Annotated in this window: 19 protein-coding genes; 8 read left to right on the forward strand and 11 right to left on the reverse strand. The window is 67.9% G+C overall.

The window, feature by feature from the left end; all coding sequences use genetic code 11:
• From GQR91_RS06770 to coxB, 9 genes are all read right to left on the reverse strand, one after another.
• Positions 1–612 (reverse strand): SURF1 family protein, encoded by a 612-nt coding sequence (locus tag GQR91_RS06770; protein ID WP_149682323.1) that lies wholly within the window; start codon positions 610–612, stop codon positions 1–3.
• Positions 612–1,031 carry a DUF983 domain-containing protein gene (locus GQR91_RS06775; protein ID WP_149682322.1) on the reverse strand — a complete coding sequence of 140 codons (420 nt, stop codon included), beginning with the start codon at positions 1,029–1,031 and terminating at the stop codon, positions 612–614. The genes GQR91_RS06770 and GQR91_RS06775 overlap by 1 nt, the downstream gene beginning before the upstream one ends.
• Positions 991–1,902 (reverse strand): cytochrome c oxidase subunit 3, encoded by a 912-nt coding sequence (locus tag GQR91_RS06780; protein WP_149682321.1) that lies wholly within the window; start codon positions 1,900–1,902, stop codon positions 991–993. Before GQR91_RS06780 ends, GQR91_RS06775 begins: the two co-directional genes overlap by 41 nt.
• A gap of 54 nt (positions 1,903–1,956) precedes the next feature.
• Positions 1,957–2,496: a cytochrome c oxidase assembly protein gene (locus GQR91_RS06785; RefSeq protein WP_149682320.1), complete on the reverse strand. Its 540-nt coding sequence runs from the start codon at positions 2,494–2,496 to the stop codon at positions 1,957–1,959.
• A complete protein-coding gene (locus GQR91_RS19755; protein WP_260173155.1) occupies positions 2,496–2,630 on the reverse strand; it encodes a hypothetical protein in 135 nt (44 codons plus the stop codon). Before GQR91_RS19755 ends, GQR91_RS06785 begins: the two co-directional genes overlap by 1 nt.
• Positions 2,627–3,526 (reverse strand): heme o synthase, encoded by a 900-nt coding sequence (locus GQR91_RS06790; RefSeq protein ID WP_112382239.1) that lies wholly within the window; start codon positions 3,524–3,526, stop codon positions 2,627–2,629. The genes GQR91_RS19755 and GQR91_RS06790 overlap by 4 nt, the downstream gene beginning before the upstream one ends.
• A 198-nt stretch (positions 3,527–3,724) precedes the next feature.
• Positions 3,725–4,786, reverse strand: coding sequence for an NAD(P)-dependent alcohol dehydrogenase (locus GQR91_RS06795; RefSeq protein WP_149682319.1), 1,062 nt, complete (start codon positions 4,784–4,786; stop codon positions 3,725–3,727).
• Positions 4,787–5,189: 403 nt separating this feature from the next.
• Complete coding sequence (gene ctaD, locus GQR91_RS06800) at positions 5,190–6,854, reverse strand: cytochrome c oxidase subunit I (RefSeq protein WP_112381857.1); 1,665 nt, start codon at positions 6,852–6,854, stop codon at positions 5,190–5,192.
• Between the two features lie 3 nt (positions 6,855–6,857).
• Positions 6,858–8,036, reverse strand: coding sequence for a cytochrome c oxidase subunit II (coxB, locus tag GQR91_RS06805; protein WP_149682318.1), 1,179 nt, complete (start codon positions 8,034–8,036; stop codon positions 6,858–6,860).
• Between the two features lie 203 nt (positions 8,037–8,239).
• On the opposite strand from coxB, the gene pyrE reads away from it, so the two are divergent.
• Genes pyrE through GQR91_RS06830 form a run of 5 tightly spaced genes read left to right on the forward strand, consistent with a single transcriptional unit; the run spans position 8,240 to position 12,038 of the window.
• Positions 8,240–8,824: an orotate phosphoribosyltransferase gene (pyrE, locus tag GQR91_RS06810; protein ID WP_149682317.1), complete on the forward strand. Its 585-nt coding sequence runs from the start codon at positions 8,240–8,242 to the stop codon at positions 8,822–8,824.
• Positions 8,824–9,552, forward strand: a complete 729-nt coding sequence (locus GQR91_RS06815; protein ID WP_149682316.1) for a pyridoxine 5'-phosphate synthase — start codon at positions 8,824–8,826, stop codon at positions 9,550–9,552. The genes pyrE and GQR91_RS06815 overlap by 1 nt, the downstream gene beginning before the upstream one ends.
• 10 nt (positions 9,553–9,562) lie before the next feature.
• Positions 9,563–9,973: a holo-ACP synthase gene (gene acpS, locus GQR91_RS06820; protein WP_112381861.1), complete on the forward strand. Its 411-nt coding sequence runs from the start codon at positions 9,563–9,565 to the stop codon at positions 9,971–9,973.
• Positions 9,970–10,947: a signal peptidase I gene (gene lepB, locus GQR91_RS06825; RefSeq protein WP_149682315.1), complete on the forward strand. Its 978-nt coding sequence runs from the start codon at positions 9,970–9,972 to the stop codon at positions 10,945–10,947. Before acpS ends, lepB begins: the two co-directional genes overlap by 4 nt.
• Positions 10,944–12,038, forward strand: a complete 1,095-nt coding sequence (locus GQR91_RS06830) for an AI-2E family transporter (protein WP_162853762.1) — start codon at positions 10,944–10,946, stop codon at positions 12,036–12,038. The genes lepB and GQR91_RS06830 overlap by 4 nt, the downstream gene beginning before the upstream one ends.
• On the opposite strand, the gene GQR91_RS06835 is transcribed toward GQR91_RS06830, so the two are convergent.
• The gene (locus tag GQR91_RS06835) at positions 12,009–13,043 is read right to left on the reverse strand and encodes a glycosyltransferase (protein WP_149682314.1); all 1,035 of its coding nucleotides are present in this window, start codon (positions 13,041–13,043) and stop codon (positions 12,009–12,011) included. The two genes, GQR91_RS06830 and GQR91_RS06835, sit on opposite strands and share 30 nt — an antisense overlap.
• A gap of 183 nt (positions 13,044–13,226) precedes the next feature.
• On the opposite strand from GQR91_RS06835, the gene GQR91_RS06840 reads away from it, so the two are divergent.
• From GQR91_RS06840 to GQR91_RS06850, 3 genes are read left to right on the forward strand one after another with little or no spacing between them, the layout of a single operon-like run.
• Positions 13,227–14,141, forward strand: a complete 915-nt coding sequence (locus GQR91_RS06840) for a hypothetical protein (protein WP_149682313.1) — start codon at positions 13,227–13,229, stop codon at positions 14,139–14,141.
• Positions 14,138–14,662, forward strand: coding sequence for a DUF2141 domain-containing protein (locus tag GQR91_RS06845; RefSeq protein ID WP_375781574.1), 525 nt, complete (start codon positions 14,138–14,140; stop codon positions 14,660–14,662). The genes GQR91_RS06840 and GQR91_RS06845 overlap by 4 nt, the downstream gene beginning before the upstream one ends.
• A 15-nt stretch (positions 14,663–14,677) precedes the next feature.
• Positions 14,678–15,922 (forward strand): glycosyltransferase, encoded by a 1,245-nt coding sequence (locus tag GQR91_RS06850; RefSeq protein ID WP_149682312.1) that lies wholly within the window; start codon positions 14,678–14,680, stop codon positions 15,920–15,922.
• Here the strand turns inward: GQR91_RS06850 and GQR91_RS06855 are convergent.
• Positions 15,847–16,146, reverse strand: coding sequence for a hypothetical protein (locus tag GQR91_RS06855; protein ID WP_149682311.1), 300 nt, complete (start codon positions 16,144–16,146; stop codon positions 15,847–15,849). The genes GQR91_RS06850 and GQR91_RS06855 overlap by 76 nt on opposite strands.
• Positions 16,147–16,150: the final 4 nt, after the last annotated feature.

The following is a 16,150-nucleotide window of genomic DNA, read 5'->3' on the forward strand; positions in this document are numbered from 1 at the left end:
TTAGCGGGGGCGGGCACGCTCCACAACCGCGCGATTGCGTCTGCGCAGCGCCAGACCATAGATGATTGCGGCAGCCAGCGCGAACAGGAACCATTGCACCGCATAGGCGACGTGGTTGTTGGGCACGGCATCGGTGCTGGGGCGCGGATTGGCCGACAGGCCGGCGGCCGGCCGGTCGAGAACGAGCAGCATCGGCTGCGGCCGGGGGCGCATCAGCGACTCGATCATCGAGCGGTGATCGGGGGCGTGGCTGATGTAACCGGACACCGCGCCACCCTGCCACGGCACCTCGGCGCGGGGGTTGCGACTGGTGCCGAGCTGGACGAGCATGCCGCCCCGGCACTCGGCGATCAGGCGGAAGCCCGCCGAGCCGGCGCCTGCGCGGCGGATGGTGACCGGCGGTCGGCAGGTGGCGGTGGTGCGGCGGAAGAGCAGGCGGTCGTCGGGAGCTTGCGGAAAGGCGACGGGGGCGCGCGCCGGATTCTGCGCCAGTTGGGCGAGATACGCTTCCTTTTTCGGTGCGCGGTCCAGCAACTGCCAGAAGCCGAGGGCGAGCATCACCGCGATCAGCACGCCGACGACAAGGGTGGGGATGACGGGTATGCGGCGCATCAGGAGGCGTCCTGGCGGATGCGGCCCTCTTTGGCGGCATTGCGATATTCAGCGGCGAGCAGCGCGCCCTTGGCGAGCCGCAGGGCGTAGAGGACGCCGGCAGCCGTGACCGGTACCCAGATCAGCATGTGCAGCCATAGCGGCGGGTGGACGGTCAACTCCAGCGCGATCGCCAGCGCGGTGATGATCGTGCCGATGATGAGGGTGAGAAAGGCGGCCGGGCCGTCACCGACGTTGAACTGCTCATAATCCAGCCCGCATTGGCCGCAACGATCGGCGAAACGCGCCCAGCCGGCAAACAGCGTGGGCGCGCCGCAGCGCGGGCACAGGCCCTTCAGCCCGACCGCGCCAAGGGACGGGCCGGGCCGTTCGACATCATCAGCCACCGTGGACGGGCGCGCCCCAGCCACCCCAGACATAGATGGTGACGAACAGGAACAGCCAGACGACGTCGACGAAGTGCCAGTACCAGGCCGCCGCCTCGAACCCGAAATGCTGGCGCGGGGTGAAGTCGCCGCGATAGGCGCGGATCAGGCAGACGATCAGGAAGATGGTGCCGACCAGGACGTGGAAGCCGTGGAAGCCGGTCGCCATGAAGAAGGCGGCACCGTAGTTGATCCCCTTGAACGGGAAGGGCGCGTGCATGTATTCATAGGCCTGGATCGACGAGAAGATCACGCCGAGCGCGACCGTCAGCCACAGACCCTTCAGCACGCCGTCGCGGTCGCCGACGCCGAGCATGCCCCACAGGCCGCGCTTCTCGCCACCGCGCTGGTTATGGATCAGCGCATGGTGCGCCCAGGTGACGGTGGTGCCGCTGGTCAGCAGGATCAGCGTGTTGAGCAGCGGCAGTTCGAATGCGTTGATGACCTCCAGCCCCTGGGGCGGCCACTGCGCGGCGATGGCGGCGGCGCCCTCGGTGGCGCGTTCCACCTGGCCGTCAACGAAGCTCATCGCGGTGGGAAAGAGCGAGAAGTCGAAAAATGCCCAGAACCAGCCGACGAAGAACATGACTTCGGAGGCGATGAACAGGATCATGCCGTAGCGGAAATGCAGCTGGACGATGGGGGTATGGTCGCCGGCATGCGCCTCGCGCACCACATCGGCCCACCAGGAGCCCATGCAGAACAGCACCGCGGCGAGGCCGGCCAGGAACGCCCAGCCGCCGCCCGGTGCCTCATGCATCCACATGATCGCACCCGCCGCCATCAGCAGCGCCGAGAAGGAACTCGCGAGCGGCCAGGGGCTGGGAGGCAGGATGTGATAATCGTGGTTCTTGGCGCCGGCCATGGTTCCTCAATCCCTGTCTGTAGCGGTATCGTCGCTTCTGTTCTGGTGGCGATGCTAGCTTGTGCGCGCGCCCGAATCCACCGGGTAAAATGTGTAGGAGAGCGTGATGGTTTCCACGCCCTGCGCATCCGGGTCCGAAAGGATCTTGGGATCGACAAAGAAGATCACCGGCATGCGCACGGTTTCGTGCGGTTTCAGCGTCTGTTGCGTGAAGCAGAAGCACTGGATCTTGGTGAAATATTTGCCCGCCTGCATCGGCGTGACGTTGAAGGTGGCGGTGCCCGTCACCGGCTTGTCCGAACGGTTGGTGGCGGTGAAGAACACCATGTCGCGCGCGCCGATGTCGATCGTCTCGCTGGGATTCTCGGGCTTGAAGCTCCAGGGCAGATGCGGGCTGACATTGGCGTCGAAATCGATGCGGATCTTGTGGTGCACGCTGCCGGGAGCCTCGTCGCCGCGCTGGGTGGTGCCCTGGAAACCGGTGACCTGGCAGAACAGGCGGTAGAGCGGCACGCTGCCCCAGGCGAGGCCCGTCATGAAAACCACGCCCAGCACCGCGAAGACGACCGTGCGTGCCTGACGGGATAGGCGCATCAGTGCATCCCCGCCCGGATCTTCGACAGGGTGACGAAGAAGATCAGGATGACGAGCGCGCCGAGCAGCAGCGCCATGACGAGCGAGCGCCCCTGGCGGCGCTTGCGGATCAGATCGGGATCGTCAGGGGTCATGCCAGCCACCGGTCGGCGACCAGCGCGCCGAAAAGGAGGAAAAGATAGAGAATCGAATATTTGAACAGCCGCTTTTCCGGCTTCATCGCATCGTCCGCCTGCGTGCGGCGCGTGGCGACGACCAGCGCATACCAGGCGAACAGCGCGGTGCCGACGGTGGCGACGCCGCCATAGATCGCGCCGGTCAGGCCCAGCGGCCATGGCAGCACCGCGGCGGCGGCCATGGGAATGGTGTACAGACCGATCTGGCGCCGCGTCACCACCTCGCCCGCGACGACGGGGAGCATGGGCACGCCGGCATTGGCGTAGTCGGTCTTCACGAACAGCGCGAGCGCCCAGAAATGCGGCGGCGTCCACAAAAAGACGAGCAGGAACATCAGAAAGGGGAGGAGCGCGACATGGCCGGTCGCCGCCGCCCAGCCGATCAGCGGCGGAAAGGCACCAGCGGCACCGCCGATGACGATGTTCTGCGGCGTCCGCCGCTTCAGCCAGACGGTATAGATGAGGACGTAGAACAGGATCGAGACGACAAGGATCGCCGCGGCGGTATAGTTCACCGCCAGCCCCATCAGGATGACCGAGAACGCGCCGAGCCCGACGCCGAAATGCAGCGCCGACTGGCGATCCATGCGCCCGGCGGGCAGGGGGCGCTGCGCGGTGCGGCGCATCATGGCGTCGAGGTCCGCCTCGTACCACTGGTTCAGCGTGCCGGCCGCGCCGGCACCGAGCGCGATGCACAGGATGGCGGTGAAGCCGATCACCGGATCGGGCATGATCGGCGCGGCGAGCAGGCCGCACAACCCGGTGAAGACGACCAGCGTCAGCACGCGCGGCTTCGTCAGCGCGAGGAAGTCGCGCCAGTCGGCGGGGGGCAGGAGGGGCTGGGTCGGGGTCATCGTCGGCACCGGCTATACCCGGTGCGGGGGGGCGGGGGAAGCGTCCCGCGGCGCGGCGCGGTGGGGCTCCCCCTCAACCCTCTCCCTGCCTTGCGGCAGCGGGCCCCTCCAGCATCAGGTCGCCCATGCCCCCGGCATGGGCCGAACAGCGCGGGGCGCCGTTCACCTGATGCTCCCCCGTGGGGAGAGGGGTTTGGGTCAGTTCTTCAACGATGCCATGTCGATGACGAAGCGGTACTTCACGTCGCTCTTCTGCATGCGGTCATAGGCCGTCTCGATGTCCTGCATGTCGATCATCTCGATATCCGCGGTCAGGCCATGGGCCTGGCAGAAGTCCAGCATCTCCTGCGTCTCGGCAATGCCGCCGATCAGCGAGCCGGCCAGGGCGCGGCGGCGGAAGACGAGGTTACCGACCGAGGGCGAGGGGTGCGGCGTTTCCGGCACGCCGACCAGCGTCATCGTGCCGTCGCGCTTGAGCAGGCCGAGGAACTGGTCGAGATCATGGGAGGCGGCGACCGTGTTCAGGATGAAGTCGAAGCTGTTGGCATGCTCGGCCATCTGGTCGGCGTCCTTGGACACGATCAGCTCCTTGGCACCGAGCCGCCGGGCGTCGTCGCGCTTGTTCGGCGAGGTGGAGAAGACATAGACCTCCGCCCCCATCGCCGCGGCGATCTTCACGCCCATATGGCCGAGCCCGCCGAGCCCGACGATGCCGACCTTCTGGCCGGGGCCGACCTTCCAGTGCTTGAGCGGCGAGTAGGTGGTGATCCCGGCGCACAGCAGCGGCGCGACCGCGGCGAGATCCTTTTCATCGTGGCCGACCTTCAGCACGAAGCCCTCATCGACCACGATATGGTCGGAATAGCCGCCAAAGGTGTGGCCGCCGAGTACGGGATCGGGGCCGTTATAGGTGCCGACGAAACCAGTGCCCTCGCAATATTGCTCCTCACCGTCGTTGCACGAGGCGCAGTGGCCGCAACTGTCGACCATGCAGCCGACACCCGCGATGTCGCCGACCTTGAACTTGGTGACGTCGCTGCCGACTGCGGTGACGCGGCCGACGATCTCGTGACCCGGCACGCAGGGGAACAGCGTGCCCTCCCACTCGGCACGGGCGGTGTGGAGGTCGGAGTGGCAGACGCCGCAGAACAGGATGTCGATCGCGACGTCCTTGGCGCCGGGGTCGCGGCGCTCAAACGAGAAGGGGGCAAGCGGCGTGGTCGCCGACTGGGCCGCATAGGCCTTGGCTGGGGTGGGCATGGAAGCTCCTTCTGGGGATCGGGCGGCTGGGGAAGCCGCGGGCCGCGATATGGGGTGCGGTTTGCGGTTCGCCAGAGGAGTGGGAAAGAGTTTTCAAATTGTTATGGTGTAACGTAACTTGTGCGCCGTGTTGATTGCAGGTTGAGGAAGATGGTTCGCACGGAGGCGCAGAGGACGCGGAGAAGACGATAAGGATACGCGGTTGGAGAGACGCCCGATCTCTGCGTTCTCTGCGCCTCCGCGCGAACCGAATTCTTTGCGTTTACGCGCACATACGAAAACGCCCCCGGGTTAAGCCGGGGCGTTTTCGTGTTTGGCACGACACGGGAGTAAATCCCGTGTTGTCGGTCCTCGTGCTTGCGCGAGGCCGGCCGGTCGAGGGGAGGCATAGCCTCCTCTCGACTCAGTCGATCTTCGGCAGGGTTTCGAACTGGTGGTAGGGCGGCGGGCTGGACAGCGTCCATTCCAGCGTCGTCGCGCCTTCGCCCCAGGGATTGTCCGGCGCCTTGCGGCCGGCTGCGAGCGACCAGACGAGGTTGACGAAGAAGATCGCCATGCCCGCCGCCATGATCTCATAGCCGTGCGTCGCGACCGCGTTCCACGTCGCATAGGCATCCGGATAGTCCGGATAGCGGCGCGGCATGCCCTGCAGCCCCAGGAAGTGCATCGGGAAGAACAGCACGTTCACGCCGACGAAGAACACCCAGAAGTGCAACTGGCCGAGGAACTCGTTGTACATCTTGCCCGACATCTTCGGGAACCAGTAGTAGAAGCCGGCGAACAGCGCGAACACCGCACCCAGCGATAGCACGTAATGGAAGTGCGCCACGACATAATAGGTGTCGTGCATGTAATCGTCGATGCCGCCATTGGCGAGGACGACGCCGGTGACGCCGCCGACGGTGAACATGAAGATGAACCCGATCGCCCAGACCATCGGCGTGCGGAACGACAGCGAGCCGCCCCACATGGTCGCGATCCACGAGAAGATCTTGATGCCGGTGGGCACCGCGATGATCATCGTCGCGGCGGTAAAATACATCTTGATGTTCACGCTGAGCCCGGTGGCGAACATGTGGTGCGCCCACACGACGAAGCCGACCACACCGATCGCGACCATGGCATAGGCCATGCCGAGATAGCCGAACACCGGCTTGCGGCTGAACGTCGCGATGATCTGGCTGACGATGCCGAAGCCCGGCAGGATCATGATGTACACTTCTGGGTGGCCGAAGAACCAGAACAGATGCTGGTACAGCACCGGATCGCCGCCGCCGGCGGGATCGAAGAAGGTGGTGCCGAAGTTGCGATCGGTCAGCAGCATGGTGATGGCGGCCGCCAGCACCGGCAGCGAGAGCAGCAGCAGGAAGGCGGTGACCAGCACCGACCATACGAACAGCGGCATCTTGTGCAGGGTCATGCCCGGCGCGCGCATGTTGAAGATGGTGGTGATGAAGTTGATCGCGCCCAGGATCGAGGAGGCGCCGGCGAGGTGGAGGGACAGGATCGCCATGTCCACGCTCGGCCCCGGTTCACCATAGGTGGAGAGCGGGGCATAGGCGGTCCAGCCGACGCCCGCGCCGCCGAAGAAGGGCGAGGCGAGGAGCAGGGTGAAGGCCGGCACGATCAGCCAGAACGACACGTTGTTCATGCGCGGGAACGCCATGTCGGGCGCACCGATCATGATCGGCACGAACCAGTTGCCGAAGCCGCCGATCATCGCGGGCATGACCATGAAGAACACCATGATCAGGCCATGCGCGGTGATCAGCACGTTCCACAGGTGGAGCGACTGGTCCAGGCTCTGCGGGCCGCCATGGAGCAGCGAGGCCCAGGTGCCCAGATACTGGATGCCCGGTTCGGCGAGTTCGGCGCGCATCAGCCCCGAGATCGCACCGCCGATGATGCCGGCCACGATCGCGAAGATCAGGTAGAGCGTGCCGATGTCCTTGTGGTTGGTCGACATGAACCAGCGCGCGAAGAAGCCGGGATGATGATCGGCATGCGCGTGGTGGTGATCGTCTTCCTTGCCCAGGAACGCGGACGGATGGAGCGCGGTATCGGTCATGGCTTATTGTCCAGCGTTGCCGGCGCCGGCGGGGTTGCCGGTGGCGCCCTGGGTAGTGGCGGGAGCGGTTTCGGTGGCGGCGTTGTCGGCCGGGCCGGTGGCGGCATCGGCGGCGTTCGCGGCCTCCTGCGCCCCTGCGGATGCGTCCGCACCCGGCTGCGGGATCACCGCGGAGGAGGGTGCCGCGCTCCCCGGCATCTGGCCGCCCTTGGCACGGACCCAGGCGGCGAACTGCGCCGGGGGAACCGCCTGCACCGCGATCGGCATATAGGCGTGGCGCGGGCCGCAGAGTTCGGAGCACTGGCCGAAGTACAGGCCCGGCTTGTCGATGGTGAAGCTCGTCTCGTTCAGACGGCCGGGCACTGCATCGAGCTTCATCCAGAAGGCGGGGATCGCCCAGCTGTGGATGACGTCGTTCGAGGTGGTGATGAGGCGGATCGGCACGCCGACCGGCAGCACGACGCGGTTGTCGGCGGCGAGCAGGCGAGGACCGTCCGCATCGGTGCGGAAGCGCTCGCCCGGCGCGACTTCGCCGCGCTCCTTCAGCATGTTGGCGGTCAGTTCGATGCCGCCATGATCGGGATATTGATAGGTCCAGTACCACTGATTGCCGATCGCCTTCAGCGTGACCGCGCCGGCGGGGGCGGGCTTGAACTGCGCCTGGAGCAGCCCGATCGAGGGCACGGCGATGGCGACGAGCGCAAGCACCGGCAACAGCGTCCACAACACCTCAATCGTGGTGTTGTGGCTGGTCTTGGACGGGATCGGATTGGCGGCGCGACGATAGCGGACCACGACCCAGCCGAGCAGCGCCAGCACCAGAAGGCAGATGGCGGTAATGACGGGCAACAGCACCGCATTGTGCATCCAGTGCGCGAACTGGCCATTCTTGGTCACCTGCGGTTGCAGGCCCATCTCGCCGTCCACCGGAATGCCGATGCCGGGCTGGATCGTGGTGGCGGGGGCGCCGTTCTGCGCGAGCAGCGGGCTGGTGGGCGCGGCGGTCGCCGGGGCGGCCGCGGAGGTGGGGGCCGTGTTGGACACGCCTGCCGGTTCGGCGGCCGCCTGTGGCGCCGGTGCCGCGACCGCCCCTTGCGGCGCCGCGGCGCCCGCGATCGTGCCCAAGCCCGTACAGGCAAGGCTCGCCGCGATCGCCAATCCCTTCAAACCCGAAATGCGCATGCCAATGGTCACCCCAGTTGTTCTCCCATGCGCCAGGCGTATCGTTTTTGGACCTTGCGAACGCAGGAAGCCGCCTTTTGCCGGTAGCTATAGCATGGAGGCGCCATCCCTCAAGCCATCAACGGCCAAAATCCCCCGCAGGCCGCGTTGCGCGGCCCCGCGCGCATGCCTATGACGGCCGCCGCAACTGCCGGAGCTCCAAGATGACCGATGACGACGTGCTGGCCGAATTCCGTGCCGCACAGGCGCTGCTGGAAGGGCATTTCATCCTGTCGTCCGGCTTGCGCTCGTCACGCTATCTGCAATGTGCGCGGGTGTTGATGGACCCGCGGCGCGGCGCGCGGCTGGCGGAGGCGCTGGTCCAGCGGATGCCGGCCGAGCTGAAGGCGCGGATCGCGGCGGTGGTGTCGCCGGCGATGGGCGGCGTGATCGTCGGGCACGAGATGGGCCGGGCGCTGGGGGTGGAGGCGATGTTCGTGGAGCGGCCGACCGGCACGTTCGAGCTGCGTCGCGGTTTCCGCCTGGAGCCGGGGACGGAGGTGCTGATGATGGAGGATGTGGTGACGACCGGCCTGTCGGGGCGTGAGGCGATCGTGGCGATCGAGGCGGCCGGCGGCCGGGTGATCGCGGCGGGCGCGCTGGTCGACCGGTCCAACGGGACGGCGGACCTGGGCGTGCCGTTCTTTCCGCTGATCCGGCTGGACGTGCCGACCTACGACCCCGACCATCTGCCGCCGGAACTGGCGGCGATCCCGGCGATCAAGCCGGGCAGCCGGGCCGCCGCCTGATGGCGGAGCATCTGCGCCTGGGGGTCAATATCGACCATGTCGCCACGGTCAGGAACGCGCGCGGGGCGGGCTATCCCGATCCGGTACGTGCGGCCCTGCTGGCGGCGGAGGCGGGTGCGGACGGGATCACCGCGCATCTGCGCGAGGATCGGCGGCACATCACCGACGACGATATCGCGCGGCTGTCGCAAGGGCTGACCATTCCGCTCAACCTGGAGATGGCGGCAACCGACGAGATGCTGGCGATCGCGCTGAAGCATCGTCCGCACGCCGCATGCATCGTGCCCGAAAAGCGCGAGGAGCGCACCACCGAGGGCGGGCTGGACGCGGCGGGGCAGCATGATCACCTGGCGCCGCTGGTGCGCGAACTGGGTGCCGCGCGCATCCGCGTGTCGCTGTTCATCGAGCCCGATGCGCGCCAGATCGAGGCGGCGGTCCGCCTGGGCGCGCCGGTGGTCGAGTTGCATACCGGGCGCTATGCCGAACTGGAGGGCGAGGCGCGTGCCGAGGAGCTGCGTCGGCTGGCGGATGCCGCGGCGCTGGCGGCGAAGAACGGCATCGAGGTGCATGCCGGGCACGGCCTGACCTATGACAATGTCGCGCCGATCGCCGCCATTCCGCAGATTCGCGAATTGAATATCGGGCATTTCCTGGTCGGCGAGGCACTGTTCGTCGGACTGGACGACGCGGTGCGGCGGATGCGGGCCGAAATGGATGCGGCCCGGTGAGGGGGCAGCGGTGATCATCGGGCTGGGATCGGACCTGTGTTCGATCGAGCGGATCGCCCATTCGCTGGAGCGGTTCGGCGCCCGGTTCGAAAACCGTGTGTTCACGCAAGTTGAACTGGCGCGCGCGGCGCGGCGGCCGTTCACCAGGGCGGGGACGCTGGCCAAGCGCTTCGCGGCCAAGGAGGCCTTTTCCAAGGCGGTGGGCACGGGCTTCGCGGCGGGCGTGTTCATGCGCGACATCGGCGTCGTCAACGCGCCCTCGGGCGCCCCCACGCTGGCGCTGACCGGGGGGGCGAAAGCGAGGCTTGACGCGCTGATCCCTGCGGGCCACGGCGCACATATTCACTTGACCATGACCGACGATCATCCCTGGGCACAGGCCTTCGTGATTATCGAGGCGATACCGGAAGCCAATCCATGAAGGACGCGGTGTTGGACGGCAACCAGACACCCCAGTCGGGTGATGCAGGCCCGGCCGGGGCGGGCACGCCGAAGGCGGCGCCGTCCGAGGCGCACCGGCGCACCGGCACCGACTGGTGGGGCGAGGTGAAGGGGATCTTCTGGCTGATCCTGATCGTGCTGGGCTTCCACAGCTTCATCGCCAAGCCGTTCTACATCCCGTCCGAATCGATGCTGCCGGGCCTGCAGGTCGGCGACCGGCTGGTGGTGTCCAAATTCGCCTATGGCTGGTCGTTCGTCTCGCCGACGATCCCGAACCCGGTGGCGATCTTCAAGGGGCTGGTGCTGCGCCAGCCAGAGGATAGCTGGTCGGTGCAACTGCCCTTCATCAAGGGGCGCCTGTTCGGATCGCTGCCGGTGCGCGGCGATGTGGTGATCGTGACGCCGCCGGGCACGCGCAACGATTATATCAAGCGCGTCATCGGCCTGCCGGGCGACCGGTTGGAGGTGCGCGACGGCACGGTGATCCTGAACGGCCGGCCGGTGGGGCGCGGTGCGGTGCATTACGAGGATATCCCCGTCGACACCAACAGCCCGTGCAAGGCCGAGGATTATGGCGAGGAAGCGCGGGTGACCCGCGCCGACGGCACCGAGGTGTGCCACCTGCCGATCGTGACCGAGACGCTGCCGAACGGCCGCCGCTACGACACGGTGGAACTGGGATGGAGCCCGGGCGACAATTACGGGCCGATCCGCATCCCCGCCAATCATGTCTTCCTGATGGGCGACAATCGCGACCGTTCCGCCGACAGCCGCTTCGCGCTGTCCGAACTGGGGCTGGGCGGTGCGGTGCCCTATGAAAATCTGGGCGGCCGGGCCGAGTTCGTGACGTTCAGCCTGGACGGCGACGCGACGCTGAACCCGCTGACCTGGTGGGGATCGCTGCGCTCCGGCCGGGCGGGCACGTCGCTGCACCCGGTCGAGACCAGACCGTGACCGACAGCCCGGCCAAGGGCGCGCCGGACGTGACCGAGGCGGCGCCGCTGGAATGGCGCAGCGGGTTCGCGCGGCGCGAATTGCAGCGCGCGTCGATCTGGATCGGGCTTGCCGGCGCGCTGGCGCTGGTCGTGCTGCTGGTCCAGCCGCTGCTGATCATCTTTGCCGGGCTGGTGTTCGCGGCGGTGCTGGACGGGGGCGTGCGCCTGCTCGGCCGGGTGCTGCCGATCGGGCGCGGCGGGCGGCTGCTGATCATATGCCTGCTCGCCGTGGCGTTCCTGCTCGGCACCTTCTACCTGACGGGCGTAGAGGTGACGCAGCAGGTGACGCAGCTCCGCTCCACGCTGGAGGGGCAGGCGGACAAGGTGACCGGCTGGCTGAACCGGCAGGGCATCATGCCGGGCGCATCCGACGTCAGCGGGCTGGCGCGGCAGGCGATGGGATCGATCGGACGCATCACCTCCTGGGTCGGCACCGCGGTGGGGGCGCTGACCACCTTCTTCATGATCCTGGTCATCGGCCTGTTCGTGGCGATGGATCCGCGCATCTATCAGCGCGGGCTGGAATGGATGGTGCCGCGGGCGAACCGGGCGGAGTTCCGGCTGGTGCTGGAGCGGGTCGGCCGGGTGCTGCGCCGGCTGCTCGCCGGGCGGTTGCTGGGTATGCTGGTCGAGGGGGTGCTGACCGGGGTGGCCCTGATGATCGGCGGCGTGCCGATGGCGATGATCTTGGGCATATTGACCGGGCTGCTGGCGTTCATCCCCAATATCGGCGCGTTTATCAGCGGCGCGCTGATGATCGCGGTCGGCTTCTCGTCGGGCGTGGATACGGGGCTGTGGGCGATCGGGACCTATGTCATCGTGCAGACGTTTGACGGCTACGTCCTGCTGCCCATCGTCGCCAAGAAGACGGTGGACCTGCCGCCGGCGCTGACGCTGGGGGCACAGATCATGGCGGGCGCGCTGTTCGGGATATTGGGGCTGGCCCTGGCCGACCCGATGACCGCGGCGATCAAGACCGCGCTGGAACGCTCGTCGGAGCGCGAGGACGAGCGCGACGGGTCAGCGGGCAGCGACAATCCGGTCGAATAAGGCGAGATAGCGTTCGGCCGCATCGTGGCCGGGCGGGGCAACGGGTGGCGGAAGGCGCGTGCCCGGCATGAGCCAGTGGCGTAAGGCAGCGGCGAGCGCGGGCGCGTCGTCGCGGCCGACGATGGTGCCGAGCGCGGGGGTGGCGACGATCTCCGCCACCGCAGGGGACGAATCGGTGGCGACGACCGGGCGGCCGACCGACAGCGCCTCGCGCAGGACGCCGGGCACCCCCTCATAATCGGAGACCAGCGCGACGACATGCGCCGCCGCCATCGCCGCCAGCGGATCGCCGGTGTGGCCGGGCAGGGTCACGCGGCGTTGCAGCCCCGCGCGGGCGATCTGCGCCTCAAGCACCGGGCGCAAGCTGCCTTCGCCGTGGATGACGAGCCGCACATCGTCGTCCAGCGCGGGCAGCGCGGCGATCAGGCGATCCCAGCGCTTTTGCGGCTCCAGCCGGCCGACGCCGATGATCGTGCGCTGCCCGAACGGTGAGCGGACGGGCGGCGCCGGGGCGGGGGGATTGGGAATGACGATGGCGGGCAGGCCGGTGGCGGCGCTCGCCTCCGCCGCGGTCGCCGGGGTCATCGCGACAAGGCCGTCCAGAAAGCGGCGGTGGGTGCCGAGCCAGCGGGCATGACCCCAGCACACGGGCGCGGCGAAGTCCGGCCGGTGACAGGCGTTCGACATCTTGGCGACGATCGGCGGGCAATCGCGCCCCAGGCGCAGGCGCGTCCAGGCGGCAAGACCGGTATAATGGTTGCCGGGGCAGAAGATGGTGTCCGGGCGCAGATCGGCGACGGTGCGGGGCAACGCGACCGCCAGCCGCCCGCGGCGAATCGGGCGGAGCGATTCGGGCAACTCGCCCCAAAAGGCGCCCCCCTCCTTGCCCAAAAGCAACGTCACGTCGCGCCCGGCATCCAGCCATCCGCGCACCAGGCGAAGCTGCGCACGCTCCACGCCGCCGCGAAGTGCTTGAGCATAAGTAAGGATATGGCGCGCCGGCATCGTCTGGCGACTAGGGGCATCCAGATGGCGAGGCAATCGTCCGCTGGCGCTCCATTGCGATCGTTTGCGGTCACACGTACGACGCATTTCATCAGTAACGGCACGCTGGTTCCGCGCGCCCTTTCGAGCGATGAGGCGTTGGTCAGAACCCTGGTGAAGAACTCTGTTGATCGGAACGGGCGTATGACATCGCAGCGTATCGCGGATGTGCCGGCCGATCTGGCCGGGCTGGAGCCGCTGAAGACGCTGAAACGGCGCTGGCCGGCGGTGATCGGCGCGGTGCTGACGCTGGCGATGGTCGCAGGGCTGGGGCGCGAGCTGCTGGGGCAGGGGCTGGCCGGGCTCAGCCGGTCGGTGCCGGGCGACCCGCGCTTCTATCTGTGCTTTGCCGCGCTCTACATGTCGCTGCCCACCGGCGACTATCTGATCTTCCGCCGGCTATGGGGCATTCCGCCATCCGGCCTGATCGCGCTCATCAAGAAGCGGATCGCGAACGAGGTGGTGTTCGGATATTCGGGCGAGGCGTATTTCTATGCCTGGGCGCGGGCGCGCGCCAGGATGGTGGCGGCACCGTTCGGCGCGGTGAAGGATGTCAGCATCCTGTCCGCGATCGCGGGCAACGCGATCACGCTGCTGATGATCGTGATCGCGCTGCCGCTGGCGCGCTATCTGTTGAGTGCGGACCAGATGCGCACCGTGCTGGGATCGACCGCGATCGTGATGGCGACATCGCTGCCCTTCCTGATCTTTTCCAAAAAGGTCTTCTCGCTCGATCGGCCGGTCCTGTGGTGGGTGTTCGGGGCGCATTGCCTGCGCCTGCTGGCGGGATCGGTGCTGATCGCGCTGACCTGGCATTTCGCGCTGCCCGACGTATCGATCGGCATGTGGCTGTTCCTGGCGGCGGGGCGCCTGCTGGTGTCGCGCCTGCCGCTGGTGCCGAACAAGGACCTTCTTTTCGCCAACTTCGCCATCATACTGATCGGCCAGGACCGGGCATTGTCGGAGCTGGTGGCGTTTACCGCCGCGCTGACCCTGCTGGTTCATGTGGTGCTGATCGCGCTGTTCGGTCTGCACGCGCTGATGACGAGGTCCAGATGATGAAGGCTTGGTGGTTGGGGATGCTGGCGGCGGCGGTGGTGGTGCCGGGGGGTGCCGCCGCACAGGTGGCGGGGCCGGAGGCCGCGGCGTGCACCGGCAACCGGGGACCGGCGGTGCTGGTCCATGTGCAGGGCCTGAAGGATCGCAAGGGCAATCTGAAGCTGGAGCTGTATCCGGCGAACGAGGACGATTTCCTGAAGGACGACCGCGACCTGCTGAAGGAGGGCAAGACCTTTCGCCGGATCCAGACGCCGACACCGCCATCGGGCAATCCGTCGCTGTGCATGCGGGTACCCCAGGCGGGGCGCTATGCGCTGCTGGTGGTGCATGACCGCGACGGCAAGAACAAGTTCAGCTTCTGGAGCGATGGCGCGGGCTTTGCCAGCGCGGAGAAGATCGGGCGGCGGCGGCCCAAGGTGGAACAGGCGGTGGTGCAGATCGGGCCGGGCGTGACCACGCTGACGATCCGCATGCAATATTTACGCGGGCTGGGCGGCTTCGGCCCGGTCGATCCGGACTGAGGCCAGGGCGCCCCCTTGCGCATCGTCGACGTCAACGAATTCTACTCGCCCGCGGGTGGCGGCGTGCGCACCTATATCGATCGCAAGATCGGCATATTGGCGGACATGGGGCACGAACTGATCGTGCTGGCGCCGGGCCGGGAAGACCGGGTGGAGCCGCGGCCCGGCGGCGGCCGCGTGGAATATATCCGCTCGCCGGGCATGCCGTTCGACCGCAATTACGGACTGTTCTGGGACGCCGCGCCCATCCATGCCGCGTTGGACCGGTTGCAGCCGGACGTGGTGGAATGCTGCTCACCGTGGCGACCGGCATGGATCGTCGGGCAGTGGCAGGGCCGGGCGCTCAAATCCTTCTTCATGCACAACGACAATGTCGCGGCCTATCCGCTGCGCTGGTTCGAGGGGCTGGCGAGCCCAGCGCGGATCGAGCGCGCCTTTGCCTGGTACAGCCGCTACATGGGCCGGTTCCTCGACCATTATGACGTGGTGGTGACGAACGGACCGGCGCTGGACAAGCGGCTGCGGTCGCGCGGGGTGCGGATCGATGCGGCTATGCCGCTGGGGATCGAGCGGGCGCATTTCTCGCCGACGTTGCGCGATGAAGAGCTGCGCCGGTGCCTGCTTGCGCAGTGCGACCTGCCCGAACACGGCCTGTTGCTGCTGGGGCTGGGGCGGCACCATGCCGAGAAGCGCTGGGCGATGGTGATCGACGCCGTGCTGCGCGCGGGCACGACCCTGCCGGTGGGGCTGATCCAGATCGGCACGGGCAACGACAGCGCCCGGCTGGAGGCGCGGGCCGCCGGATCGCCGCATATCCGGCTGTTCCGGCCGGTGTATGATCGCGAGCGGCTGGCGCGGATCATGGCAAGCGCCGATGCGCTGATCCATGGTGCCGAGGCGGAGCCGTTCGGGCTGGTGGCGTGCGAGGCGATGGCGTCGGGCCTGCCGCTGATCGTGCCGGATATGGGCGGGTGTGCGGAGGTCGCCGATCCGGCGTGCGCGGAACTATATGCCGCGCGCGACCCGCTGGCCTGTGCGGCGGCGATCGGGCGGCTTTATGCGCGGGATCGGCCCGCGCTTCGCCGGGCGGCGGCCGCGGTTGCGACGACGGTGCGCAGCGACCGCGAGCATGCCGAGGAACTGATGGCCTATTATGCGCAGGCGCTCGGCCGGCGCGTGGCGGGTCAGGTCGGGCGGCGATCCGGGCCGGCACCGGCCTGCGGGCTTTCGTCGGCGGCGCCCGGCGTATTGGGGTCGTAGTCCTCGCCCGGTGCACCGCCACCGGCGGCGGTGCCGCTGCCACGCACGATCCCCTCCGGCGCGACCGCCTGTGCATCCTGACCGGCGCGCCATTCGGCCTGGCCGGCGCTGTCATATTCCTGGCCCGAATAGCCCTTGCCCGTGCCGATCGCGTCGAGCGGCGGTTCGGGCTTGGCAAAGGGCGGGCGCTTGCCGGCTTCGGGTGGGATGTCGCGGTCGGTCATGGCT

It is taken from the genome of Sphingomonas carotinifaciens (assembly GCF_009789535.1).
In the GTDB taxonomy this organism is placed as follows: domain Bacteria; phylum Pseudomonadota; class Alphaproteobacteria; order Sphingomonadales; family Sphingomonadaceae; genus Sphingomonas; species Sphingomonas carotinifaciens.